The sequence below is a fragment of the Cupriavidus consociatus genome, assembly GCF_017814975.1.
Lineage (GTDB): Bacteria > Pseudomonadota > Gammaproteobacteria > Burkholderiales > Burkholderiaceae > Cupriavidus > Cupriavidus consociatus.
Window position 1 is genome coordinate 24,560 of record NZ_JAGIQA010000023.1, and the last position, 23,927, is coordinate 48,486.

Here is a 23,927-nt window from a genome sequence, read left to right on the forward strand (position 1 = left end):
GTTTGGCCGGCGTTGCGCGCATCGGAATCCGCGCACCAGCTCGAAGCGCAATGTTCTCGCGGCACGCGCATAGCGCGTGCCGCCTGTCTTGATATTAGTAGGAGTCTGGCCGGCGTGCATCAACATGCGTGGAGTCGTCCCTTTATTGACCTCGCCGCGCATTGCGCCGTAGTTAACGCGCGTCATTCGGAGACGCGCTTGCGCCACATGCCGGCGTGCCCTGCACGGCCGGCGTGCGTCGTTGTCACGCCTTGTGCGCGCGTGCCACCGGCCTTCCCCCGAACGGGTAGCCCGGGTCGTTGTAGCCGTGGGTCGACGCATGGCCCGGCACGACCAGCGCATCGATCATCGATTCTTCCTCGGGCATGATCGCGGCCCCGAGCGCACCGAAGTAGTCTTCGAACTGCGCCAGCGTGCGTGGCCCGGCGATGACCGACGAGACGACGGGGTTGGCCAGCACCCACGCCGTGGCGAACTGCCCCGGCGTCAGGCCGCGCGCCTCGGCATGCGCCTTGAGTTGCTGCGCGATCACCAGCGATTCCTCGCGGAACTCGGTTTCCATCATGCGGCGGTCTGCGCGTCCGGCGCGCGTGCCCTGTCCCGGCACCTGGCCGGGCGCGTACTTGCCGGTCAGCACGCCGCGTGCCACCGGGCTGTAGGGCACCACGCCCAGGCCGTAGTGCTCGCAAGCCGGCAGGATTTCGACCTCTGGCACGCGGTTCAGCAGGTTGTAGTACGGCTGGCAGGCCACCGGGCGCGGCACGCCCAGTTCGCCGCACAGTCGCGCGATCTCGGCGATGCGCCAGCCGCGGAAGTTCGACACCGCCCAGTAGCGGATCTTGCCGCTGCGCACCAGGTCGCCCATCGCGCGGACCGCCTCTTCCAGGTTTTCGCCAGGATAGTCGCGGTGCAGGTAGAGAATGTCGATGTAGTCGGTCGCGAGCCGGTGCAGGCTGTCCTCGACCGCGCGCGCGATCCACACGCGCGAGTAGTGCGAATGGTTGGGGGCGGCCTGCATGGCGTTGCCGAGCTTGGTCGCCAGTACCCAGTCGTGGCGGTTGGCGGTCAGCAGCCGGCCGACCATCTGTTCCGACGCGCCCTTGGTGTAGACGTCGGCGGTATCGATGAAATTCACGCCGTGGTCACGCGCGCTGGCAACGATGCGCGCCGCCTCGGCTTCGTCGGTCTGGTCGGCAAACATCATGGTGCCCAGGCACAGCGCCGAGACGCGCAGGTTGCTGGCGCCGAGGCGGCGGTAGGGCATGGTGGTGTCTGGCATGGGTTCTCCGGAAAGGTTGTGTGACCACGGTCCCACATTTTGCCGGGAGTTCGTCCAGCTTGCCGGCAAGCACACCGGCCGGCGGCATACAGCGCAATAAACGCGGGTGCCACGCTGCTTTTATTGCGTGCTTTGCTGGACCTTTGCTGCACGCCCGATTCCGCGCGACAGCGGCCTGAAATGGTTTCAAGATGTTGCTGGCACGCCAACTGGGCGCGTTTTGCCGCCATATTCTTGCGTTTGCCGGCGCCCTCCCGCCGGCCTGACCAGAAACAAGGATCGGACACCAATGCAAACGGAAACCACGGATGTCGTCATCATCGGCGCAGGCCCTGCCGGCTCGGTCGCGGCGGGCTTGCTGCGCAAGCACGGAATCCCGGTACTGGTGATCGAGAAGGAAATCTTCCCGCGCTTTTCGATCGGCGAGAGCCTGCTGCCGCAGAGCATGGCCTATATCGAAAGCGCTGGCATGCTGCGCGCCGTGGTGGAAGCCGGCTTCCAGTATAAGAACGGCGCGGCGTTCTCCCGCGCCGGCCAGCACACCGCCTTCGACTTCCGGGAAAAATTCTCTCCCGGCTGGGGCACGACCTACCAGGTGCAGCGCGCCCGCTTCGACGATGTGCTGATCCGCGAGGCGGCACGCCAGGGCGCCGAAGTCCGCTTCGCGCATCTCGTCGAGAACGTCGATGTCGGCGGCGCGCAGCCGGAGGTGACGGTGCGCGCGCCGGACGGCAGCCAGTACCGGGTCCGCGCGAAATTCCTGCTCGATGCCTCGGGCTTCGGCCGCATCCTGCCGCGCCTGCTCAAGCTGGAGTCGCCGTCGGGCTTCCCGGTGCGCAGCGCGCTCTTCACTCATGTCGAAGACCGGGTCGCCCCGGGGGCCTTTGACCGCAACAAGATCCTGATCAGCGTGCATCCGCAGCACCCGGATGTCTGGTACTGGACCATCCCGTTCTCGGACGGCCGCTGCTCGCTCGGCGTGGTCGCCGAGAAGGCGTTCCTGGACAACTACACCGGCACCGAGACCGAGCGGCTGCGCGCGCTGGTGGCCGAGGAGCCCGGGCTGGCCAGCCTGCTTGCGGATGCCTGCTGGGACACCCCGGCGCGCCAGATCGCGGGCTACTCGGCCAACGTCAGTTCGCTGTGGGGCAATGGCTACGCGCTGCTGGGCAATGCCGGCGAATTCCTCGATCCGGTGTTTTCCTCCGGCGTCACCATCGCCTTCAAGTCGGCCAGCCTGGCCGCTGACTGCCTGGTGCGCCAGCTCGGCGGCGAAACGGTGGACTGGGAGAAAGATTTCGCGAAGCCGCTGCGCGCGGGCGTGGATTGCTTCCGCGTCTTTGTTGAAGCATGGTATGAAGGCCGCTTCCAGAAGCTGATCTTCCACCCCAATGCCACGCCTGAGATCCGCGGCATGATCAGCGCGGTGCTGGCCGGCTATGCATGGGACCGCAACAACCCGTTCGTCGCCGATCCGCGCCGCCGCATGGCGGTGCTCGAAGAATTCTGCAACGTCTGACGGCCGCCGCCGAGCCGGCACGGCTTTTCTGCAAGGACAACAAGCATGACCAATCCGACCGTACTGGTCACCGGATCGTCGCGCGGCATCGGCCGCGCCATCGCGCTGCGCCTGGCGCGCGACGGCTATGACGTGGTGGTTCATTGCCGCGCACGCCGCGACGAGGCCGAAGCCGTGGCCGACGCGGTGCGCGCCCATGGCAGCAGGTCGCGCGTGCTGTGCTTCGACGTCAGCCGCCGCGACGAGGCAGCGGCCACGCTGCTGGCCGACATCGCCACGCACGGCTGCTACTACGGCGTGGTCTGCAACGCCGGGCTGGCCCGCGACGCGGCGTTCCCGGCCATGACCGGCGCCGAATGGGACGAGGTGGTGCACACCAACCTCGACGCCTTCTACAACGTGCTCAACCCGGTGGTGATGCCGATGGTGCAGCGCCGCCAGCCTGGCCGCATCGTCACGCTGTCATCGGTCTCCGGACTGGTCGGCAACCGCGGGCAGGCCAACTACAGCGCCGCCAAGGCGGGCATCATCGGCGCCACCAAGGCGCTTGCCATCGAACTGGCCAAGCGCGCCATCACGGTCAACTGCGTCGCACCCGGCCTGATCGACACCGACATGGTCGAGGCGCACGTGCGCGAGGAAGCGCTGCGCCTGATCCCGGCGCGGCGCATGGGCACGCCGGACGAGGTTGCCGCCACCGTCGCCTTCCTGCTGTCGCCCGATGCCGGCTATATCACGCGGCAGGTGATTTCGGTCAACGGCGGGATGTTTGGGTAAGGCACCGTCATTCCGCCGTCCTTCCGCCGGCGCTGTCCCTGGCAGCGCCGGCAGCGACCCGCAAGGGCGGCGGCGTCCGGCGAGAGCAAGTGCTGGCTGACGCGGACGCGCGCTTGCTTTCAGTCCCGGTCCGGAGCGCCCGGCGGAAACAACGGGCGGTAGGGCCGCGCCTCGTCGACGGCCCGGCTGAAGGATGGCCGGGCCAGCAGCCGGGAGCGGTACGCGCGCACATGGGGACACGCCGCAGGAACGGGATGCACCCAGTCCGCATAGAACAGCGACGGTGCCGCCGCGCAATCGGCCAGCGTGAAAGCAGCCCCCGCAGCCCATTGGCGGCCGGCGAGCCTGGCGTCCAGCCAGGCGTAGGCGCTTTCCAGCAGCTTGTGCGCCTCGGCCACGCCATAGGCATCGCGGTGGTCAGCGGGGCGGAGATAGTCGAGCACGATGCGCTGCATCGGCGTCATCACGTACTGGTCAAAGAAGCGGTCCAGCAGGCGGACCTCGAGCGCGTCATCCGGCGCCTCGGGCAGCCAGCGCACTGCGCCCCGGTGATGCTGGTCGAGGTATTCGATGATGATGCTGGATTCGAATACCGTGCGCGGGCCATCGACCAGCACCGGCATCCGCTGCAATGGCCATAAGCGCGCATGTTCGGCTGCATGCTCGGGATGGTCGGGCGACAGCATGCGAAACTCGAACGGGATCGCGTTCTCGTACAGCGCAATCAGCGCCTTCTGGCAGTAGGAGGAAAACGGGTGGGCATAAAGCTGCATCGTGGGCTGCATTGCGGTCTCCTGTTGGCCCGCCCGGGCTACGCCGCGGCGAAGCGGTCGGTGGCGGCGAGCAGCTGATCCATGATCCCCGGTTCCGTCCACGCGTGGCCTGCCCCTTCGATCAGGTGAAAATCCGCCTTCGGCCACGCCTTGTGCAGGGCATGGGCATAGCGCACCGGGCACGGCATGTCATAGCGCCCATGCACGATGACGCCGGGGATAGCGGCCAGCTTGCCTGCATCGCGCAGCAGCTGCCCATCTTCCAGCCAGCAGCGGTGCGTGAAGTAATGGTTCTCCAGCCGCGCGAACGCCAGCGCGAAGTGGCTCTCGTCATGCCTGGCGCTGTTGCCGGCATCCGGCAGCAGCGTGATGGTCTCGCCTTCCCACACGCTCCAGGCACGCGCGGCTTCGATCTGCTTGTCCTTGTCCTCGCCGGTCAGCAGCTTGCGATAGGCCGCCATCATGTTGCCGCGCTCCGCCGCGGGCACTGGCGCCTGGAAGCGCTCCCATTTCTCGGGGAACATCTCGGACACGCCGTACTGGTAGTACCAGTCCAGCTCTGCCTGCGACACCGTATAGATGCCGCGCAGCACCAGTTCGCTGACGCATCGGGGATGCTTCTGCGCATAGGCCAGCGCCAGCGTCGAGCCCCAGGAACCGCCGAATACCAGCCAGCGCTGCACGCCGGCAAGTTCGCGCAGCCGCTCGATATCGTCGACCAGGTGCCACGTGGTGTTGTTTTCGAGCCCCGCATGCGGCGTCGATCGTCCGCAGCCGCGCTGGTCGAACAGCAGCACGTCGTAGCGCGCCGGGTCGAACAGCCGCCGATGGTCGGCCGAGATCCCGCCACCGGGCCCGCCGTGCAGGAACACCGCCGGCTTGGCGCCCGGCGTGCCGACACGCTCGTAATAGAGGACGTGGCCGTCGCCGACATCGAGCGTACCGGTGTGGTAGGGCTCGATTTCGGGGTAGAGGGCGCGCAGGGAGGACATGTGGTGGCTCCGGTGGTCTCGAGGCCACAGTGTACGACGCCAGAACGGAGGATCGCGTCTGCCGGCGATCAGCCTTGTTCCATCTTCGTGCCATCCAGCAAGCATCGCTTGAGGTGGCAAAAAAAATCGGCACCCAAAGGTGCCGATTCCTTACGTGGCAAATCGCGCCAACCGGCGCGGCCCCGCTCAGTCTTCCAGCTTCGGCAGCGAAGCGCTCACTTGCGTCGACAACAGGCCCGTCTTCGCATACGTCTGCAGCTTCTCGCGCGTATCGACGATATCCAGCGTACGCATCGTCAGCTGGCCGATGCGGTCCAGCGGGGTGAACATCGACTCGCCCTTTTCCATGGTCAGCCGTTCCGGCTTGTAGGTCAGGTTGGGCGAGGTGGTGTTCACGATCGAGTAGTCGTTGCCGCGGCGCAGTTCGATGGTGACTTCGCCGGTGATGGCGCCGGCCACCCAGCGCTGGGCGGTTTCGCGCAGCATGATGGCTTGCGGGTCGAACCAGCGGCCCTGGTACAGCAGGCGGCCCAGGCGGCGGCCGTTGTCGCGGTATTGCTCGATGGTGTCTTCGTTGTGGATGCCGGTGATCAGTCGCTCGTAGGCGATGAACAGCAGCGCCAGGCCCGGGGCTTCGTAGATGCCGCGGCTCTTGGCCTCGATGATGCGGTTCTCGATCTGGTCGCTCATGCCCAGGCCATGGCGGCCGCCAATGCGGTTGGCTTCCATGAACAGGTCGACGGCGTTGGCGAAGGTCTGGCCGTTCAGCGCGACCGGCTGGCCTTCCTCGAAGCGCACGGTGACTTCCTCGCGCTTGACTTCGACGTCATCGCGCCAGAACTGCACGCCCATGATCGGCTGCACGATGCGGATGCCCGAATCCAGGTGCTCCAGGTCCTTGGCCTCGTGGGTGGCGCCCAGCATGTTGGAGTCGGTCGAGTACGCCTTTTCGGCCGACATCTTGTAGTCGAAGCCGTTCTGGCGCATGAACTCGGACATCTCGGCACGGCCGCCCAGCTCGTCGATGAACTGCTGGTCCAGCCACGGCTTGTAGATCTGCAGGCCGGGGTTGGTCAGGAGTCCGTAGCGGTAGAAGCGCTCGATGTCATTACCCTTGAACGTGCTGCCATCGCCCCAGATGTTGACGCCATCTTCCTTCATCGCGGCGACCAGCATGGTGCCGGTGACGGCGCGGCCGATCGGGGTGGTGTTGAAGTAGGTGATGCCGGCGGTGGAGATGTGGAACGCACCGCACTGCAGGGCGGCGATGCCCTCGGCCACCAGCTGCGTGCGGCAGTCGACCAGGCGGGCTTCCTCGGCGCCGTAGGCCTTCGCGCGGCGCGGGATGTCGTCGTAGTCGGGCTCGTCGGGCTGGCCCAGGTTGGCGGTGTAGGCGTAGGGGACGGCGCCCTTCTGGCGCATCCAGAGGAGTGCCGCGCTGGTGTCAAGGCCGCCGGAGAAGGCGATACCGACGCGCTCGCCGGTAGGAATGTGCTGCAGGATGGTAGTCATCGCCAGAAATCTAAGTGAATTTGTCGGCTCTTGGGCGGGCTTCCGCCACGTTGCCCGGAAAGGCGCCAGCGCGCGCGGAAGCACGGCGACGCGGCCGGCCGAGTCACGGGCCGAGTCAGTGCCAAACGCGAATTGTGACACGGCAGCGCCCACGCGCCAAACGGCCGCCGCCGCCGGGCCGTTGGCGGCACCCCGGCGCAGCGTTGAAATGCCGCGAACGCGCCCTTCAAAACTCTCGACTGGTTCGCTCCCGGGACCCCTCCCTATACTGCGCCGCATCGTTGTTTTGAGAGCGGAATCGTCATGCTGCATCGCGCCCTGCAAGGGATCCGGGTCCTGGACCTGTCGCGCATTCTCGCCGGTCCCTGGTGTACCCAGAACCTGGCCGACCTTGGCGCCGAGGTGACCAAGGTCGAACATCCCCGGCGCGGCGACGACACCCGCGGCTGGGGCCCGCCCTACCTCGACGCGCCGGCCGACACCGAAGGCGATCCGCGCCTGTCGGGCTATTTCATCTGCTGCAACCGCGGCAAACGCTCGGTGGCGATCGACTACAGCACACCGGAAGGTGCCGCGCAGGTGCGCGAGCTGGCGCGCGAAGCGGACGTGCTGGTCGAGAACTACAAGGTTGGCACCCTGGGCCGCTACGGGCTCGACTACGAAACCCTCAATGCGATCAACCCACGCCTGGTCTACCTGTCGATCACCGGCTTCGGCCAGGACGGGCCGATGGCCGACAAGCCCGGCTACGACTATGTGTTCCAGGGCATGGGTGGCTTGATGAGCTATACCGGCCAGCCCGACGGCGCACCGGGCGCGGGGCCGCTGCGCACCGGCGTGGCGGTGGTCGACCTGAGCACCGGCATGTATGCGACCTCGGCGGTGCTGGCCGCGCTGTACCAGCGGCAGTCGACCGGAGCCGGCGCACACCTCGATATCGCGCTGCTCGACGTGGCCGTGGCGATGAACGCCAACCAGGCCGCCAACTACCTGGTCTCGGGCCAGAATCCGCAGCGCAGCGGCAATGCGCATCCCAACTGCGCGCCGTATGAAGTGTTCCGCTGCGCCGACGGCCACCTGATCCTGGCGATCGGCAATGACGGCCAGTTCGCGCGATTCTGCGCGGTGGCCGGCATGCCCGAGCTGGCGCAGGACCCGCGCTACGCCACCAATTCGGCGCGCATCGAGCACCTGCCGGCGCTGCGCGCGCTGCTGACCGAGCTCTTCCCCACGCGCACGCGCGCCAGCTGGACTGAAGCATTCGACGCCAACGGCGTGCCGTGGGGCCCGATCCACACCATGGACGAAGTCTTCGCCCATCCGCAGGTGCGGCACCGCGGCCTGATGCGGGTGGCGGAGCACCCCGTCATGGGCCGCGTGCCGATGGTGCGCAACCCGATGCTGGCGGGCCACGACGGCCCGCTGATGCCGCCGCCGCTGCTGGGCGAGCACAGCGTCGCCAGCTGATGCCCTGCCCCCTGCAAGACTCCTACCAAGACTGATAAACCCTGCTCCGGAGACACCCGATGAAGCCAGTCCTTTCCACCGTGGCCCTGTTCGCCGCGTTCGCCACTGCCGGCGCCGCGCAGGCCAGCGCCTACCCCGACCGCCCGATCAAGCTGATCGTGCCCTACGCCGCCGGCGGCACCACCGACATCATCGCCCGCATCGTCGGCACCCATCTGGGCCCGGTGCTGGGCCAGCCGGTTGTGGTCGAGAACCGCCCGGGTGCCGGCGGCGCCGTGGGCAGCGCCTATGCCGCCAAGCAGCCTGCCGACGGCTACACGCTGGTGATGGAGGTGGAAAGCTCGCATGCGGTCAATCCCAACGTCTACGTCAAGACCGCGTATGACCCGGTCAAGGACTTCGCGCCGATCAGCAACCTCGCCGACGTCCCGAACGTGCTCGTGGTCAACCCGTCGTTCCCGGCCAGCGACCTGCAGTCCTTCATCAAGCTGCTGAAGGCCGATCCCGGCAAGTATTCGTTCGGCTCGTCAGGCAACGGCGGCCTGAGCCACATGAACGGCGAGCTGTTCATGAACGCCACCGGCACGCGCATGCTGCACGTGCCCTACAAGGGCCTGGGGCCGGCGCTCAACGATGCGGTCGCGGGCCAGATCCAGGTCGTGTTCGACAACATCCCGTCGTCGTCCGCGCTGATCCAGGGTGGCCGGCTGAAGCCGCTGGCGGTTGCGGCGAAGCAGCGCCTGAAGGTGCTGCCCAACGTGCCGACCTATGCCGAAGCTGGCCTGCCGGCGATGAACAATCCGTCCTGGTTCGGCCTGGCCGCGCCGGCCGGCACGCCCGCCCCCATCCTCGACAAGCTGAACCAGGCCGTGCGCAAGGTGCTGGCCGAACCCGACGTGATCGCCGCGATCGAGAAGCAGGGCGCAATCCCCGCGCCCACCTCGCGCCAGGCCTTCTCCGAACTGGTGCGCGGGCAGAATGCGCACTGGAAGAAGGTCGTCGACGATATCCAGTTCACCAGGCTCCAGTAAGCAAGCCACAACATGCAAGCCACAAGGAACGACATGAGCGAAACCATCCGGGAACAGCACGCCGGCGTCGACATTGACGCGCGCGGCATTGCCACCGTCACCATCCGCGACGCGGGTTCCCTCAACATCCTCGGCACGCCGGTGATCGCCTCGGTGACGCGCGCGATCGAGGCGCTGGCCGCCAACGATGCCGTGCGCGTGGTGGTGCTGCGCGGCACCGGCGACAAGGGCTTTATCGGCGGCGCCGATATCAAGGAAATGGCCGCGCTGGACCGCACCAGCGCACAGGCATTCATCAGCGGCCTGCGCCGCCTGTGCGACGCGGTGCGCCATTGCCCGGCGCCGGTGATCGCGCGCATGCCGGGCTGGTGCCTGGGCGGGGGGCTGGAGCTGGCGCTGGCGTGCGATATCCGCATCGCCGCCGACAATGCGCAGCTCGGCATGCCAGAGGTCAAGGTCGGCATTCCGTCAGTGATCCACGCGGCGCTGATGCCGCGCCTGATCGGCAATGCGCGCGCGTCATGGCTGCTGCTGACGGGCGAGATCGCCAACGCCGAAGACGCGCTGCAGTGGGGACTGGTCAGCCGCGTGGTGCCGCTCGATGCGCTGGATCAGGAGGTCGAGCGCGTGGCCGCGCTGCTGGCGGGCTTCGGTCCCGTTGCCGTGCGCCAGCAGAAGCGTTTGCTGCGCGAGTGGGAAGACGCGCCGATCGATGTGTCGATCAACAACAGCGTGGCGGAATTCGGCAGCGCGTTCGACACCGGCGAGCCGCAGCAGCATATGGCCACGTTCCTGAACCGCAAGCGCTGAGCCGCGCCTTTGGTTCGCTATTACGGCGCCGTACTGGCCACGGCGCCACCCTCGCGTGTGGCCACCACGCGCGGATCGTTGAGCAGGAACTGCGCGAACGCCTCGGCAAATGACGGCAGCTTGCCGTCGGCGCGCACGATCAGGTTGAGTTCGCGCAGTGCCCAGGGCTCGGCCAGCCGCACCCCCACTACGCGCGCCTCGCGCAGTGCCTGTGCCGCCACGCTGCGCGGCACGAGGGCCACCCCTACCCCCGCCTCGGCCAGCGACAACACTGCGTCGAAGCTGTGCGCATGCAGCCGCACGTTCGGGCTCTTGCCCGCGCGCTGCGCCATGTCGCGCAGGAACAGAAAGTTGCTGCTGGTGCGGCTCATGCACACGAAGTCGAAAGCCAGTGCCGCGCCGAAGCGGACCTCCGGCTCGCGCGCCAGTGGATGCTCGGCCGCGACCGCCAGGATCAGTTCGTCGCGCGCATAGCGCACCGAGCGTACCCCGCTGGTCTCGAAGTCGCCGGCGAGAATGCCCACGTCGGCCTCGTGCGCCGCGACCGCGGTCAGGATCGACTGGCTGGCGCGTTCTTCGAGGTCGATGTTCACGTCCGGGTTGGCCAGCAGAAAGCGGCTCACGCTCGGGATGATGAAGCCGTTGAGCGAGCTGCTGTTGGCCAGCAGCCGGATATTGCCTTTCAGGCCCGCCGAAAAACGGCCCACCTCGCCGTGCATGCGCTCGACGCCGAGCAGCAGTTCGCGCACATGGACCAGCAATGTCTCCCCGGCCGGCGTCAGCTCCATGCCGCGCGCGGTGCGCACGAACAGCGGCGTGCCCATCGCATGCTCGAGGTTCTTCAGCCGGTAGCTGGCCGCCGATGCGGTGATATGCGTGGCCGAAGCGCCCCCGGAGAGACTTTGTGCATCGGCGATCGCCTGGAACAGGCGCAGGTCGGTCAGTTCGTAACGCAAGGCAGCCCCGGGTGTCTAAGTGGTCAGGCGAGAGCCGGCTAGCGACGGCTCGCGGGCATTCTAGTGCAGGCCGGCACACGCCTTCGCCGAAGGCGGCCCCGGATTCATGTGGACACCATTCACTTGGTTTGCTATCGTATGTGTACGGCGTACACAAAAGCGCCTGGCCGTTGCCGGATCCCGGAAGCTATCGTCTGACGACGGTCCGGACGATGGCTACGTTTTTCCTGGTTGCCCCGCCCGGGCAGCCCTCTCTACAGGAGTTGTCATGCAAGTCCAGCCCTATCTCTTTCTTGAAGGTCGTTGCGATGAAGCTGTCGAGTTCTACAAGAAGACCCTTGGCGCCAAGGTCAATATGCGGATGACGTTCAAGGAGAACCCCGAGCCCGAAAAGGCCGACCCCAGCTGCCAGGCGCCGCCGGGAACGGAAGACAAGGTCATGCACATGGAATTCCAGATCGGCGACAGCGTGATCATGGCTTCCGACGGCCGCTGCTCGAACCAGCCCAAGTTCGAGGGCTTCGGCCTGACGATCAGCTTTGCCGACAAGGCCGGGGTGGAAAAGGCCTTCAACGGCCTGAAGGAAGGCGGCCAGGTGGTGATGCCGCTGGACAAGACCTTCTTCGCCGAGCAGTTTGGCATGGTCAGCGACCGCTTCGGCGTCATGTGGATGCTGATCACCGAGCAGAAGTAAGCGCGGCGCGCGCGGTTTCGCCGGCGGCAGCGGCATACGGGATTACAATGCGCGCCGCCAGCCGGAGAAACCGGCGAACCCACGACAGCCACGCGCCATGGACGAACGCATCACGGAACTCGAAATCAAGCTCGCCTTCCAGGAAGACCTGCTCGAAACGCTCAACACCACGGTGGCGCGCCAGCAGCAGCAGATCGACCTGCTGCAGGAGCAGTTCCGCGCGCTGTACCAGCAGTTGCGCAGCGCCACGTCGACGGCGTCAGAGTCCGATCCCCTGCAGGAAATCCCGCCGCATTACTGATGCCGCGCGCATGCGCGCCGGCGCAATGTGACGGAACGCCATCCCGCGCGCGCGGTCTGACTGGCTGACTCCATCCACGGCGCGCCGGCGAGGCGCGCACCATCCGCCACATGCGCCTGCGCCCCTCCCTGCTCCTTGCCGCCGCGGCCGTCCTTGCGACCGTCTGCACGGCCGCCACGCCCGCGCTGGCCGGCTACAACGTCTGGACCGGCGAATACACGCTGACCCGCCAGGAACTGCAGGCCGCGCTGGAGCAGCGCTTTCCCGCCACGCTGCGCTATGCGGAAGTGGTGACCGTACAGCTGAGCCACCCCCGGCTGGTGCTCGACGAGGCCAGCAACCGGCTCATCACCCATGTCGACGCCCGCCTGACCAATGCGCTGCTGCCCTCGCCGCCGGTTGACGGCAAGCTGGCACTCAACAGCGGCGTGCGCTACGACTCCGGCAAGCGCGCCGTGCTGCTCGACAACCCCACGGTGCAACAAGTCGAGGTTGCCGGCATGGCCCAGTACCGCGAGCAGCTCAATGCCATTGGCGCGGTCGTTGCGCAGCAGCTGCTTAAGGACTATCCGGTCTATACCTTCAAGCCCGAGGAACTGCGCTTCGGCGGCAAGGAGGTCGAGCCGGGGACGATCACGGTCGGCAAGGACGAAGTGCGTGTCGAAGTGAAGAACCGCTAACGCTGCAGCGTATCCCGCTTGCCGCGGAACACCAGCGACAGTCCCGCCAGCACCGCCGCCATCCCTGCAATCGCCAGCGGCGCCATCCGGTTGCCCAGCAGCAGGTAGTCCAGCACCGCGGTGCCGGCAGGCACGAGGTAGAACAGGCTGGTCACATTGACCAGGTTGCCCGCTTGGATCAGCCGGTAGAACAACAGCGTGGCGCCGATCGAGATGCCGAGCGTCAGCCACAGCAGCGGCAGCGCGAACGCCAGCGATACCTCGAAAGCAAAGGGCTGGAACGGCAGGCACAGGAGGCATGCCGCGAGGCTGGCGCCATACTGCAGCGGCAGCACCTGCGCCGGCTCGCGCGTGATGCGCTTCTGCAGGATAGCGCCGACGGTCATGCAAGCCAGCGATGCCAGTCCGCACAACACGCCCGCCACGGAAAGCCGTGCCAGCAGCAGGCTGTCCGCGACCACCAGCGCCAACCCGGCGAGCGCGAGCGCCAGACCCGCCATGCGGGTGGTGCTGTAGCGTCGCTCGGTCAGCAACAGGGTCAGCATCGGTTGCGCGCCCAGCACGGTGGCCAGCACACCAGGCGTCATGCCATGGTCAAGTGCAAGGAAGTAGAACACGGCGTAGCCGCCGATCAGCAGCAGGCCGGTCAGCGCCACATGCAGCCGTTCGCCGCGCGGCGGCAGTAACTGGCCCCGTGCCAGGCCGATGGCGCCGAGCACCGCCAGCGTCATGGCAAAACGCAGCGTCAGCAAGGCAAAGGGCGTGGCATGGTCAAGCCCGAGGCGTGCCGCGATGGCGCCGCTGCTCCACAGCAGCACGAATAGCGGTGTGGCCCAGAACGCGGCGGATACCGCATGCCGGGAGTCGGTCGCGGCGCCCAGTTGCGCCGCGCAATCTTTTTCGGTAGTCATGGATGTCATCTGTCGAAGGCATGGCAGACCCCGGCGCGCAGGCACGCGCATCGACTGGCAGCGGTGCGCGCGACGCGCGGCTACCGTGCCGTCAGGCACGCGCAGGCGTGAATACCGGGGACGAGAGTGCCGAAGTGCGGTCCAGGTACGGGCCGCGATGCGCGCCCGTCAGCCGCGTGGCGGCGGGGGCGGATGCGCGCCGCCGGAGAACGGCGGCGGCGGTGCGACAGAGACGAACGCAGGCTGGCGACGCACGCACGGCAACGCGTCGCACGGGGGCGCGGCGTTGACGGGGCGATGGCGGTCTGCGCTCATGACGAAATCGGGAATTGGATGCGAAGGTCTGGCGATGCTATGCCTGTGCGGCGGTCGCGTCAACGGGTGGCTTGCATGATGCGGCCAATGCTCACTTTGCAGCGCCTGAATCCAGCTGCGCCACCAGCGCCTGCAGCGCACGTGCGCAGCCGGCTTCGACCTTCAGCGCCAGCATGTCGTCCGCGCGCGTGGTGCCGAGATTGAGCGCCGCCACCGGCTTGCCCATCTGGCCGGCCCAGACACAGAAGCGGTAGCCCGAGTAGACCATCAGCGACGAGCCCGCCACCAGCATTGCATCGGCGGCCTCGAGCGCCGCGCGCGCGGCATCGACGCGTGTGCGCGGAACCGACTCGCCGAAAAAGACCACGTCAGGCTTGAGGATGCCGCCGCAGCGCGCGCACTCGGGCACGCGGAACTGCGCGAACAGCGGCGATTCGAAATGCACGTCGCCATCGGCGGCAGGCTCGGCAATCACGTCGCGCAGCGCGGCGTTCCGGTCCAGCAGCCAGTCCTGCAGGCCGGCGCGGTCATGGCTCGCGCCGCAGTCGAGGCAGATGGCGCTGGCGAGGCTGCCGTGCAGCTCGATCACGTCGCGGCTGCCGGCACGCTGGTGCAGCCCGTCCACATTCTGCGTGACCAGCGCGCTCAGGCGGCCCTGCTCACCCAGCCGGGCCAGCGCATGGTGCGCGCCGTTGGGCCGCGCCTGCCACGCCACCGGCCAGCCCAGCATGCTGCGCGCCCAGTAGCGCTGGCGCCCGGCGTGCGAGCCGAGGAAGGCCTGCAGCGTGATCGGCTGCGAACGCTGCCACTGGCCGCGCGCGTCGCGATAGCCGGGGATGCCGGAATCCGTGCTGATACCAGCGCCGGTCAGCACGAACAGGCGCGGGTGGCGCCGCACGAAGTCGAGAAGTTCGTTCAATTGGCCGGGTCCTCCGCGTGCCGCGCGGCCTGGCGCGCTTCCCACGCGCGCAGTTCCTCGCGGTAGCGGTCCAGCTCCTGGTAGTAGAAATCGAAGATGCACGGATCGCAGCCGGAGCCGCAGCATTCGTTGTCGCCGGGCCGCTCTGGCGGCACCGGGCGCGGGTCGTCGGCTGGGTTGGCGGCAGGGTTGACGGAAGACGCTTGGGACACGGACTGCACGCCGCTGCGGGCGCAATTGGCGGATCAGCCGCCAGTATATGCCGCCGGCGCCAACCACGTCGCCGACCCCGCTGCGTCGCTGCGTCGCTGCAGCGCCGGGGCAGTGGCGCTCAGTGACCCAGCAGCACGCTTCCGACCGGGATCACCAGCGCCGTGCCGGACAGGCAGGCGATGTCATCGTCGGCAAGCCAGCGCGCCACCAGGTCGGCCAGCCGTGCACCGATGCGGGCCAGCTCGGCCGGGTCGGCCAGGTAGACGGCGTCGATCACGTCCTGGTCGAACGCCAGCGACGCGCTGATGCGGCAGCGGCCGGGCGAGCCGGGCGGCTCGGCCTGCCAGCTCACCTGCACCTCGGTGCCCCCGGTACGATGGTACTCGGCTGACATCGGGAACAGCCGGCAGGTATGTTCGCGGGTCCACTCCACCAGTGCGGTCATGGCGATTCCCCTCTGTGCGGGCTGCGCCGCCGAGTGCGCCGCTGAGCTGCTTCAGCGGCTCAGTACATGGTAGAGCCAGTCGTGCGCGCGTGGCGGCACGCCCAGAGCGCTGGCGTCGATACGCCGGCCCTGCACGCATATCGCGCCGTCGAACAGGGCGTCCACCGCTGCCTGGGCATTCGGGTACCGCCCCATCACGCCATTGCCCAGCATCAGCATCCAGTCCCTCTCACGGGGAATCAGCGTCAGTTGCCCCGCGGCGGTCTGACAAAAGAAATAACCGTACATGCTCCCCACCCGCCTTGGCCTGCGTTCATCTTAGTCACTGCACGCGGCCTGCGCAGTGCGCTCCGGCAGCGGATGCCGATCTGAACGCTTCCGAAAGGCGTGATGAATTGTTTTGCGGCGCGCGCGGCAGCCGGCCCGTGCGCCGCGTTTTGCCCGAAGATAAGCCGACGCCCATCCCGGCCGCGCACAGACCGGGCAACCGGCGCCGCATTGCGGCTGCCTGCTGAACGGACGACGACATGAAGGCAGCCACACCCCTGGGGTTGCGGATCCTGCGGCTGGCAGCGCTTGCGCTGGCGGCTTGCCTTGCCGTTGGCGCCCCTGCCGCGCCCGGTTCGGCGCCAGGTTCGGCGATGGACGCAGCGCCCATACCGGCGATCGCGGCACCAGCGATCGCGCCCCCGGCTCCCGCCGCGATCGACACGCCCGCCGCCACCGCCACCGCCGCCACGGCCCGCGGCACGCGTCCGCGCATCTGCCTGGTGCTGTCCGGCGGCGGTGCGCGCGGCGCCGCGCATATCGGCGTGCTCAAGGTGCTGGAGGAATTGCGCGTGCCAGTGGACTGCATCGCCGGCACCAGCATGGGTTCACTGGTCGGAGGGGCCTATGCCACCGGCATGTCGCCCGCCGAGATGGAGCGGCTGGTGAGCGGGCTGAGCACCGAAAAGCTGTTCAAGGAACGCCCTCCGCGCAAGGACCTGACCATCCGCCGCAAGCAGGACGACTTCACCAACCTGTTCACGCCCGAGATCGGCGTGCAGGCGAGCGGCCTGCTGCTGCCCAAGGGCGCGGTCTCGGGCGTGCAGCTGGAAACGGTGCTGCGCCAGCTGGCGCGCACACCCGGCTACCGCGACTTCGACAAGCTGCCGATCCCCTACCGCGCCGTCGCCACCGATCTGGTCGCCGGCACGCCGGTGGTGTTCAACGCCGGCGAGCTGGCCAACGTGATGCGCGCCAGCATGTCGGTGCCGGGCGCGGTGGCCCCATCGGAATACCAGGGAAAACTGCTGGTCGATGGCGGGCTCACCGACAACCTGCCGGTCGGCGTCGCGCGCGCGATGGGCGCCGATGTCATCATCGCCGTCAACCTCGGCACGCCGCTGATGAAGCGCGAGGAGCTGACCTCGGTCATCGGCGTGACAGGCCAGATGCTCAACATCCTGACCGAGCAGAACGTGCGCGCCTCGCTGACCTCGCTGGGCCCTGCGGACGTGCTGATCGAGCCGGCGCTCGGCGATTTTTCCGCGACCGATTTCGACCACCTGGCCGCCACCATCCCCATCGGCGAAGCCGCTGCGCGCAAGGTGGCCGAACGCCTCGCACCGCTGGCGCTGCCGCCGGCGCAGTACGCGCAGCTGCGCGCGACGCAGCAGGCGGTGCCCCCGCCGGACACGCGGCCGGTCGATGCGATCGAGATGGCGCCGCTGCACCGCGTCAACCCCGAGTTTGCCACGGCGGTGATGGAGACCAAGCCGGGCGAGCCGCTGCACCAGGCCACGCTTGACCAGGACATGCGGCGGCTGTTCGGCACCGGCGACTTCGAGCACGTGAACTACGGCATCATGGAAGAGCCGGGCAAGCGCATCCTGGTGGTCAATGCGGTCGAGAAATCGTACGGGCCGGATTATCTGCGCTTCGGCCTCGGGCTCAGTACCGACTTCCGCGGCGATGCATTCTTCAATCTGGTCGGCAGCTACCGGCGCACCTGGCTCAACTCGCTTGGCGCCGAATGGCGCACCGATGCCCAGGTGGGCCAGACCACTTCGCTGATGAGCGAGTTCTACCAGCCGCTGGACACGCGCCAGTTTTTCTTCATCGCCCCGCGCGTCGAGCTGGAACGGCGTCCGGTCAACGTGTTCCAGGGCAGCACCCGCCTGGCCACCTATGACCTGCGCCGCTTTGACGTAGCACTGGACGTAGGCAGCCAGTTCACCAAGTACGGCGAGCTGCGGGTGGGCGTGCAGACCGGCACGCTGGACGCCACGCTGAGCACCGGCCCGGAGGCGCTGTCGCCAGGCCCCGGCAGGATCAAGCGTGGCGCCATTACCGGCCGGCTCTTCTTCGACCAGCTCGACAGCGTCGACTTCCCACGCTTCGGCTATTCGGGCTCATTGCGCGTCTATGCCTCGCAACCGGGGCTCGGTGCCGACGATTCCTATGTCAAGGCGCAGGCCGAAGCGGTGTACGCGCATTCGTTCGGCAACCATACCGTCTCGTTCGGGTTCAAGGCCGGCACCAATATCGGCAACCCGCTGCCGCGCTATGACCTGTTCCAGTGGGGCGGCTTCCTGCAGCAATCCGGCTATGCGACCGGGCAGCTGCTGGGCGGCAACCTGCAGTTTGCGCGGCTGGTCTACTACAACAAGCTGGCGCGGCAGACGCTGCTGCAAGGCATCTACGCCGGCTTCTCGCTGGAGGCGGGCCGCATGGGCGCGCCGCTGGTGCCGGGCAGCCCGACCGGGCTGCTCAAGTCGGGATCGCTGTTCCTGGCGCTGGACAGCCCGCTCGGGCCGCTCTACTTCGCCTATGGCCGGGCCGCGGCCGGGACGTACAGCTTCTACCTCTACCTCGGCAAGCCGTTCTGAGGCGCGAGGCCTCCGCAGCGAGAAGGCCGACATGTGCTGCATGCGCACCCCACCAAAGTTGTATGCAATGTCTTAATTCAAATGTCTATACTTTGCCTGTCAGCAAGACCCCTCTTGATTGACAGACCCTTCCCCGGTCGCCGCCACCCCAGCGGCGACTTTTTTATGGCCGGTCGCCGCATCCTGGCAATGACCGCGAGTGCATGAGCGCACGACTCCTATAATCCCCGCCTCGGGCCGCGCTGCCGGCCGCCATCGCGGAGATGTCCATGCAGATTGATTTCACCCATTTCACGCCGTGGCTGTCGCTGGCCGGCGGGCTGGTCATCGGGCTGGCCGCGGCGCTGATGATCCTTGGCCTGGGCCGGATTGCCGGCATCAGCGGCATCGTCGGCGGCATGCTGTCGCTGCCGCACGGCGATACCGCCTGGCGCGCCGCCTTTGTCGCCGGGCTGTTGCTGGCGCCGTGGCTGGCCGGCGCCTTCGGGGCCATGCCGCAGGCGCGCATCGACGCGGGCTGGGGCACGGTGCTGGCCGCGGGGCTACTGGTAGGGATCGGCACGCGCTATGCCGGCGGCTGCACCAGCGGCCACGGCGTATGCGGCTTGTCGCGCGGTTCGGTGCGTTCGCTGGTGGCCACGCTGACCTTCATGGCGGCGGGTTTCCTGACGGTGCTGGTGCAACGCCACCTGCTCGGAGGCTGACATGACTGTCTGGTTTGCGCTGCTGACCGGGCTGGTGTTCGGCATCGGGCTGATCGTGTCTGGCATGGCCGATCCGGGCAAGGTGCTTGGCTTCCTGGACCTGGCGGGTGCCTGGGATCCGTCGCTGGCATTCGTGATGGCTGGCGCCGTGCTGGTGGGCACGCTGGCGTTTGCGCTGGCGCGCCGGCGCTCGCGTGCGTGGCTGGGCCAGGCCATGCAGTGGCCCACTGCGTCCGCGATCACGCCGCGGCTGGTGCTGGGCAGCGCCGCGTTCGGCGTGGGCTGGGGGCTGGCCGGTTTCTGTCCCGGCCCGGCGCTGGTGGCGCTGGGCGCGGGCTATGCCAAGGCGTGGGGTTTCGTCGGCGCGATGCTGGCCGGCATGGCGTTGTTCGAGGTGGCGGAGCGGATACGCTGCCGGCGCTAAGCCAAAAGCTTCAGGCAAAGCATCGATCACAAAACTGGCGTCGTGCCCATCGGGACACACTTGGATGCACGCAATGCTGGCCCGTTGCGGCAACCCGGTTTAAGATTGCGCGATTATCGAACAACGAACCCGGACAAGCACAGCACCATGGAAGTCCTCCGCCCCATCGGTCTCGGTCATGCACAGGCCGACACCGTCCGCGTCGCCCGGCCGCACGCCGATTTGCTGAGCAGCTTTGCCGGCGATCCCAATTTCATGCTGTCGCTGGCGCGCGGGCTTACCGTGCTGGAGGCCTTCTCGGAACGCAAGCGTCCGCTGACCATCTCGCAGGTGGCACAGCGCACGCAGCTGTCGCGCGCGTCGGTACGGCGCTGCCTCTATACGCTGGAACAGCTCGGCTATGTCAGCCAGCAGGACGGCCAGTTCGCGCTGCGCCCGCGCGTGCTGCACCTGGGGCATGCGTATTTCTCTTCGACTTCGCTGGTGTCGCTGGCGCAGCCGATCCTGGACAACCTGAGCGCGCGCATCCACGAGACCTGCGCACTGGCCATCCTCGACGGCACCGACATCCTCTACCTGGTCCGTTCCGAAGTGCAGCGCGTGCTGAACTACTCGCTGGGCATGGGCAGCCGCCTGCCGGCCTACTGCACCTCCAACGGCCGGCTGCTGCTGGCGCACCAGCCGGCCACGGTGCTCGACGGCTTTTTCGAGCATGCCGAACTTCGTCCGCGCACGCTGCAGACCAAGGTGTCGCGGCAGGAGCTGGAGGCATGCTTCGAGCGGGCGCGCGAAGTCGACTACGTGATCGTCGATGAGGAGCTGGAGCCGGGCCTGCGCGCGATGTCCGTGCCGGTGCGCTCGGCCTCGGGCATCGTGCTGGCCGGCCTGAGCGTGAGCGTGCGCGCCGCACGCGTGTCGGAAAGCGATATGGTGACGCGGCTGCTGCCGCCAATGCGCGAAGCCGCCGCGGCGATCGGGCGGCTGATCGGCTCCTAGGGGCGCGGCGGCGCCGGGCTGGGCATGGCCGCGATCACGCCGTGGTCGGCGCTATGCCGCGGCGCGGCCGTCCTTGCGCCAGCGCGGCACAGTCCGCCCCGGCGGGAGCGCTTCAGCCCCGGTGTGCCAGTTCCAGCGCGAACACCAGCCGCTGCAGGAAGTTCTCCATGCGGCCGTCCGGATTGATAAAGGCGCAGCCGAAGTGGTGGATGGCGTTGCCGTCGTGGCCGACCAGCCAGTGGCCGACCACCTGCAGGTCGAGCTCGACCTTGCCCAGCTCGCGGAAGTCGAGTCGGCACCTGGCCACGGTGGTGCCGACCGGCAACTGCTCCTCGGTGACGCTCTTGGAGCGCAGCCCGACGCCGGACAGCGACAGGTCGGCAATGTCCAGGCACAGCAGCGCATTGTCGACGCTGCGGATCTCGCAGCGGTAGCCCTTGGTCACCAGCGTGCGCGCGCGGAAATGGCGGCGGCGCTGGAAGTGATAGAGCTTTTCCGGAAATTCGACGACGAAGGCCGGGCCTTGCTCGAAGCGGGTCGCGGCCGGCTGCCCGACCGTAAAGTTCACCGGCACGCCGCGCAGCAAACCCGAGAACGCATTCTCTTCCGAGGTCATCAGCGACTGCCGCTCGGCGTCGGCATTGCACCAGTCGAACACGAAGGTCCGGTTGACCGGATCGACATGCAGGATCGAGGTGACAAACTGGTGTCCGGTTCGGGTACGCACGCTCAGCATGCACTTCTGCCACGACAGGTCGCGCAGCACGGTGCCGATCTGGGAGTTGTGCGTGAGGCGGTAACGATCATCCGCCGGCGTGGCGGCGGCGACAGTGTCGGTATCGGTTCCGGTGCCGGCCCCGGTGGCTTCGTGCTGATTCATGGATTCACGCAACGTCTGGTATAGCGGGATGCTGCCGGGTCATGAGTAGTGCGGTGTGGGGGCGCGGCAGCCAGTCGGCCTGCCGGCCGCGCGCCGCATGTTAAGCGCGTGCCCCCGCGTCCGGCAAGACTCATGGCGACACCTTCGGCAAAACTGTGGCAGAACTTGAGCACAGACTTACGGGGGGTAGCGCCTGCGCCGCTTTCAGGCGTCCTTCGGCTCCAATGGGGAGACTTCAGGAGATGCGGCCGGCGCGGCCAGGGTAGCCTGCGCCTCTTCGCGCAGCCACGCGAGCAGCAGCTGTCGGCGCGAGTCGTGCTCGAACGGCGCCGGCGACAACAGATGGTACGCCGATCCGTCTGGCGTGAAGCCGAATGGAGCAACCAGGCGCCCGTCGGCGATCTCGTCGGCGGCCATCAGCCGCGAAGCCATGGCCCAGCCGAGACCCGCCGCGGCGGCCTGCAGACTCAGGTAGAAGTGCTCGTACCAGGCATCGCCCTCGAAGCGGGCGGCATGGGCAGCATGGGCGTCCGGGCCGGCCGCGGCCAGCCAGCGCTGCCAGGCATCGGGCCGGGTGCGCGTATGCAGCCGTGCCGGAACTGCGGCGGCACCCTGGGCCAGCAGCGGGCGGCACACCGGCCCGACCCATTCCTGCGCCACCTCGCGCGCGTGCCAGCGCGGCTCGAAGGCGAAGTCATTGCGCCGCAGCGCCAGGTCGGCGCCGCTGCGCGCGAAATCGATCGGCCCGCCCGCCGCCATCAGATGCAGCGGGATATCGGGGTGGCGCGCGGCAAAGCGCGGCAGGCGCGGGATCAGCCAGCGCATCGCCACGGTCGGCTCGCAGGACAGCACCAGTGCCCGCCCGGGCGGCAGGGTGCGTATGCGCGCGGCGGCACCGGCCAGCATCTCCATCGACTGGGAGGCGGCGGCGAACAGCGTGCGCCCCGCCTCGGTCAGGAAGACGCCGCGGTTGCGCCGCTCGAACAGTGCCACGCCGAGCGTGTCCTCCAGCTGCCGGATCTGCCGGCTGACCGCGCCGTGGGTCAGGTGCAGCTCCTCGGCCGCGCGCACGAAGCTCTCGTGGCGTGCGGCAGCCTCGAAAAAGCGGATCCAGCCCAGCCAGTGCATCGGGGTTTCAGTCAGTTTTTCTCACGGATTTGCGCGAGTATATATCGGTTGTGGGCCCCCGTTGCTGGCACGCAGAATTGGGTACGCTGTGCCGCGCCGGCCCAGTCCGGAGGCGGCGATCCGCCCCACCAGCCACAACGTAATCTCACACAAGATGATTCCCTTCGCCGAATCGCTGGCGGTCGCCGCTGTGACCGTGCTTGCCGTGGTCAGCCCCGGCCCGGACTTCGCCATGGTGACCCGCAACAGTTACCTGTACGGCCGCCGCGCCGGGCTGCTCAGCGCCCTCGGCATCGCGCTGGGGGTGCAGGTCCATGTGCTGTACACGATGTTCGGCGTGGCGCTGATGGCGCATGCGCACGGCGTGCTGACGGTGGTGAAGGCGCTGGGCGCGGCCTACCTGGTGTGGATCGGCCTGCAGACGCTGCGCCGGCGCGCGGCGCTGGCAGTCGACCTGCACGGGGCACCGGCACTGCGGCCTGCCGCGGCCTTGCGCATGGGCTTCCTGACCAATGCGCTGAACCCGAAATGCACGCTGTTCGTGGTCAGCACCTATACGCAGGTGGTCGATGCGCACACGCCGGTGCCGGTGCAGTTCGGCTATGGCGCCTTCATGTCGCTGGCGCACCTCGCGTGGTTCAGCCTGGTGGCCTGCGTGTTCACCGCGCCGGCGTTGCGGGCGGCGATGCTGCACCGGCAGCGGCTGCTGGACGGCGCCATCGGCTCGGCACTGTGCGGGCTTGGGGTCGCCCTGGGGCTCAGCAACCTGGCGTAGCAGCGGGCCGCGCAAGCGGCCACGCCTGCAGCACAAGGTGCTCCGCGCCCTGCGGTCCCAGGCGGCTTTCGAACAGCACCAGCCGCTGCACCGGCCAGGGATCGCTGGCGAGCATGCGTTGCGCGTCGAGCCAGGCGCGCAACATAGCCTCGGGTACCATCGGGCGGCAGCGTGCCAGCGTCAGGTGCGGGTGGTAGCGGCGGCGCTCCGGCTCGATGCCGGCGGCCTGTGCCAGGGCCTGCCCCACCGCCGCGTGCAGCGCGCGCAACGCGTCAAGCCCGGGACCCGGCGCAAGGCCCGCCCACAGCACCGACCCCTGGCCGGTGCGGAAGCGGCCAGTGCCTGCGGCCTGCAACGTGAAGGCTGGCGCCGCGAGTCCGTCGAGCGCGGCATTCAGTTGCGCCTCGGGCACGCCGCATTCGCCGAGGAAATGCAGGGTGAGATGAACCTGGGTGGCCGGCACCGGGCGCAGGCCACTCGCCTGCGGCAGGGTCGACAGCAACCGCGCCGCCTGCGCCGGCGGGACTTCCACGGCGAAAAACAAACGCGGCAT

Annotated in this window: 26 protein-coding genes; 13 read left to right on the forward strand and 13 right to left on the reverse strand. The window is 68.1% G+C overall.

The genetic code is table 11. The annotated features are described in order from the left end of the window. Positions 1 to 244: 244 nt before the first annotated feature. The gene (locus J8I82_RS26565; protein WP_209761825.1) at positions 245 to 1,279 is read right to left on the reverse strand and encodes an aldo/keto reductase; all 1,035 of its coding nucleotides are present in this window, start codon (positions 1,277 to 1,279) and stop codon (positions 245 to 247) included. Positions 1,280 to 1,568: 289 nt separating this feature from the next. Between J8I82_RS26565 and J8I82_RS26570 the strand changes: the two genes are divergently transcribed. Further along, positions 1,569 to 2,798 (forward strand): NAD(P)/FAD-dependent oxidoreductase, encoded by a 1,230-nt coding sequence (locus J8I82_RS26570; protein ID WP_209761826.1) that lies wholly within the window; start codon positions 1,569 to 1,571, stop codon positions 2,796 to 2,798. A 45-nt stretch (positions 2,799 to 2,843) separates the two neighbouring features. After that, positions 2,844 to 3,575, forward strand: a complete 732-nt coding sequence (gene fabG / locus J8I82_RS26575) for a 3-oxoacyl-ACP reductase FabG (protein WP_133095610.1) — start codon at positions 2,844 to 2,846, stop codon at positions 3,573 to 3,575. A gap of 119 nt (positions 3,576 to 3,694) precedes the next feature. Here the strand turns inward: fabG and J8I82_RS26580 are convergent, their stop codons facing one another. From J8I82_RS26580 to argG, 3 genes are all read right to left on the reverse strand, one after another. Further along, positions 3,695 to 4,348 carry a glutathione S-transferase family protein gene (locus J8I82_RS26580; protein ID WP_209761902.1) on the reverse strand — a complete coding sequence of 218 codons (654 nt, stop codon included), beginning with the start codon at positions 4,346 to 4,348 and terminating at the stop codon, positions 3,695 to 3,697. 38 nt (positions 4,349 to 4,386) lie between these two features. Next, the gene (pip, locus tag J8I82_RS26585; protein WP_209761827.1) at positions 4,387 to 5,340 is read right to left on the reverse strand and encodes a prolyl aminopeptidase; all 954 of its coding nucleotides are present in this window, start codon (positions 5,338 to 5,340) and stop codon (positions 4,387 to 4,389) included. Between the two features lie 186 nt (positions 5,341 to 5,526). Further along, positions 5,527 to 6,852 (reverse strand): argininosuccinate synthase, encoded by a 1,326-nt coding sequence (argG, locus tag J8I82_RS26590; protein WP_209761828.1) that lies wholly within the window; start codon positions 6,850 to 6,852, stop codon positions 5,527 to 5,529. 303 nt (positions 6,853 to 7,155) lie between these two features. Between argG and J8I82_RS26595 the strand changes: the two genes are divergently transcribed. Genes J8I82_RS26595 through J8I82_RS26605 form a run of 3 tightly spaced genes read left to right on the forward strand, consistent with a single transcriptional unit; the run spans position 7,156 to position 10,160 of the window. Next, positions 7,156 to 8,319 carry a CaiB/BaiF CoA transferase family protein gene (locus J8I82_RS26595; RefSeq protein WP_209761829.1) on the forward strand — a complete coding sequence of 388 codons (1,164 nt, stop codon included), beginning with the start codon at positions 7,156 to 7,158 and terminating at the stop codon, positions 8,317 to 8,319. 59 nt (positions 8,320 to 8,378) lie between these two features. Beyond that, entirely contained in the window at positions 8,379 to 9,350 is a 972-nt protein-coding gene (locus tag J8I82_RS26600) for a Bug family tripartite tricarboxylate transporter substrate binding protein (protein ID WP_209761830.1), read from the forward strand. A gap of 33 nt (positions 9,351 to 9,383) precedes the next feature. Beyond that, entirely contained in the window at positions 9,384 to 10,160 is a 777-nt protein-coding gene (locus J8I82_RS26605) for an enoyl-CoA hydratase (protein ID WP_209761831.1), read from the forward strand. Between the two features lie 20 nt (positions 10,161 to 10,180). On the opposite strand, the gene J8I82_RS26610 is transcribed toward J8I82_RS26605, so the two are convergent. Next, entirely contained in the window at positions 10,181 to 11,116 is a 936-nt protein-coding gene (locus J8I82_RS26610; RefSeq protein ID WP_209761832.1) for a LysR family transcriptional regulator, read from the reverse strand. A 268-nt stretch (positions 11,117 to 11,384) separates the two neighbouring features. Here J8I82_RS26610 and J8I82_RS26615 point away from each other — a divergent pair, with 268 nt between their 5' ends. The 3 genes from J8I82_RS26615 to J8I82_RS26625 all read left to right on the forward strand — a co-directional run bounded on the left by J8I82_RS26615 (position 11,385) and on the right by J8I82_RS26625 (position 12,791). Beyond that, complete coding sequence (locus tag J8I82_RS26615; protein ID WP_209761833.1) at positions 11,385 to 11,810, forward strand: VOC family protein; 426 nt, start codon at positions 11,385 to 11,387, stop codon at positions 11,808 to 11,810. Positions 11,811 to 11,907: 97 nt separating this feature from the next. Continuing rightward, on the forward strand, positions 11,908 to 12,111 hold the full coding sequence (locus J8I82_RS26620; protein WP_209761834.1) for a SlyX family protein: 204 nt from the start codon (positions 11,908 to 11,910) through the stop codon (positions 12,109 to 12,111). A gap of 110 nt (positions 12,112 to 12,221) precedes the next feature. After that, positions 12,222 to 12,791, forward strand: coding sequence for a DUF1439 domain-containing protein (locus tag J8I82_RS26625; protein WP_209761835.1), 570 nt, complete (start codon positions 12,222 to 12,224; stop codon positions 12,789 to 12,791). On the opposite strand, the gene J8I82_RS26630 is transcribed toward J8I82_RS26625, so the two are convergent. From J8I82_RS26630 to J8I82_RS26650, 5 genes are all read right to left on the reverse strand, one after another. After that, positions 12,788 to 13,702, reverse strand: coding sequence for a DMT family transporter (locus J8I82_RS26630; RefSeq protein WP_209761836.1), 915 nt, complete (start codon positions 13,700 to 13,702; stop codon positions 12,788 to 12,790). The genes J8I82_RS26625 and J8I82_RS26630 overlap by 4 nt on opposite strands. 406 nt (positions 13,703 to 14,108) lie before the next feature. Further along, positions 14,109 to 14,936: an NAD-dependent protein deacetylase gene (locus tag J8I82_RS26635; RefSeq protein ID WP_209761837.1), complete on the reverse strand. Its 828-nt coding sequence runs from the start codon at positions 14,934 to 14,936 to the stop codon at positions 14,109 to 14,111. Then, positions 14,933 to 15,148 (reverse strand): oxidoreductase-like domain-containing protein, encoded by a 216-nt coding sequence (locus J8I82_RS26640; RefSeq protein ID WP_284183163.1) that lies wholly within the window; start codon positions 15,146 to 15,148, stop codon positions 14,933 to 14,935. Before J8I82_RS26640 ends, J8I82_RS26635 begins: the two co-directional genes overlap by 4 nt. 119 nt (positions 15,149 to 15,267) lie before the next feature. After that, on the reverse strand, positions 15,268 to 15,594 hold the full coding sequence (locus J8I82_RS26645) for a hypothetical protein (RefSeq protein WP_209761838.1): 327 nt from the start codon (positions 15,592 to 15,594) through the stop codon (positions 15,268 to 15,270). Positions 15,595 to 15,645: 51 nt separating this feature from the next. Further along, a complete protein-coding gene (locus J8I82_RS26650) occupies positions 15,646 to 15,882 on the reverse strand; it encodes a hypothetical protein (RefSeq protein WP_209761839.1) in 237 nt (78 codons plus the stop codon). A 239-nt stretch (positions 15,883 to 16,121) separates the two neighbouring features. On the opposite strand from J8I82_RS26650, the gene J8I82_RS26655 reads away from it, so the two are divergent. The 4 genes from J8I82_RS26655 (at position 16,122) to J8I82_RS26670 (ending at position 20,591) form a co-directional block, all read left to right on the forward strand. Further along, on the forward strand, positions 16,122 to 18,467 hold the full coding sequence (locus J8I82_RS26655) for a patatin-like phospholipase family protein (RefSeq protein ID WP_209761840.1): 2,346 nt from the start codon (positions 16,122 to 16,124) through the stop codon (positions 18,465 to 18,467). A 269-nt stretch (positions 18,468 to 18,736) separates the two neighbouring features. Then, a complete protein-coding gene (locus tag J8I82_RS26660; protein WP_209761841.1) occupies positions 18,737 to 19,171 on the forward strand; it encodes a YeeE/YedE family protein in 435 nt (144 codons plus the stop codon). A gap of 1 nt (position 19,172) precedes the next feature. Further along, on the forward strand, positions 19,173 to 19,595 hold the full coding sequence (locus J8I82_RS26665) for a DUF6691 family protein (RefSeq protein ID WP_209761842.1): 423 nt from the start codon (positions 19,173 to 19,175) through the stop codon (positions 19,593 to 19,595). Positions 19,596 to 19,742: 147 nt separating this feature from the next. Then, positions 19,743 to 20,591, forward strand: coding sequence for an IclR family transcriptional regulator domain-containing protein (locus J8I82_RS26670; RefSeq protein WP_209761843.1), 849 nt, complete (start codon positions 19,743 to 19,745; stop codon positions 20,589 to 20,591). A 112-nt stretch (positions 20,592 to 20,703) separates the two neighbouring features. On the opposite strand, the gene J8I82_RS26675 is transcribed toward J8I82_RS26670, so the two are convergent. Beyond that, complete coding sequence (locus J8I82_RS26675) at positions 20,704 to 21,471, reverse strand: flagellar brake protein (protein ID WP_209761844.1); 768 nt, start codon at positions 21,469 to 21,471, stop codon at positions 20,704 to 20,706. Positions 21,472 to 21,675: 204 nt separating this feature from the next. Continuing rightward, positions 21,676 to 22,599, reverse strand: a complete 924-nt coding sequence (locus tag J8I82_RS26680; RefSeq protein WP_209761845.1) for a LysR substrate-binding domain-containing protein — start codon at positions 22,597 to 22,599, stop codon at positions 21,676 to 21,678. 154 nt (positions 22,600 to 22,753) lie between these two features. Between J8I82_RS26680 and J8I82_RS26685 the strand changes: the two genes are divergently transcribed. Continuing rightward, the gene (locus J8I82_RS26685; RefSeq protein ID WP_209761846.1) at positions 22,754 to 23,374 is read left to right on the forward strand and encodes a LysE family transporter; all 621 of its coding nucleotides are present in this window, start codon (positions 22,754 to 22,756) and stop codon (positions 23,372 to 23,374) included. Here the strand turns inward: J8I82_RS26685 and thpR are convergent. Next, positions 23,358 to 23,927, reverse strand: a complete 570-nt coding sequence (thpR, locus tag J8I82_RS26690; protein WP_209761847.1) for an RNA 2',3'-cyclic phosphodiesterase — start codon at positions 23,925 to 23,927, stop codon at positions 23,358 to 23,360. The genes J8I82_RS26685 and thpR overlap by 17 nt on opposite strands.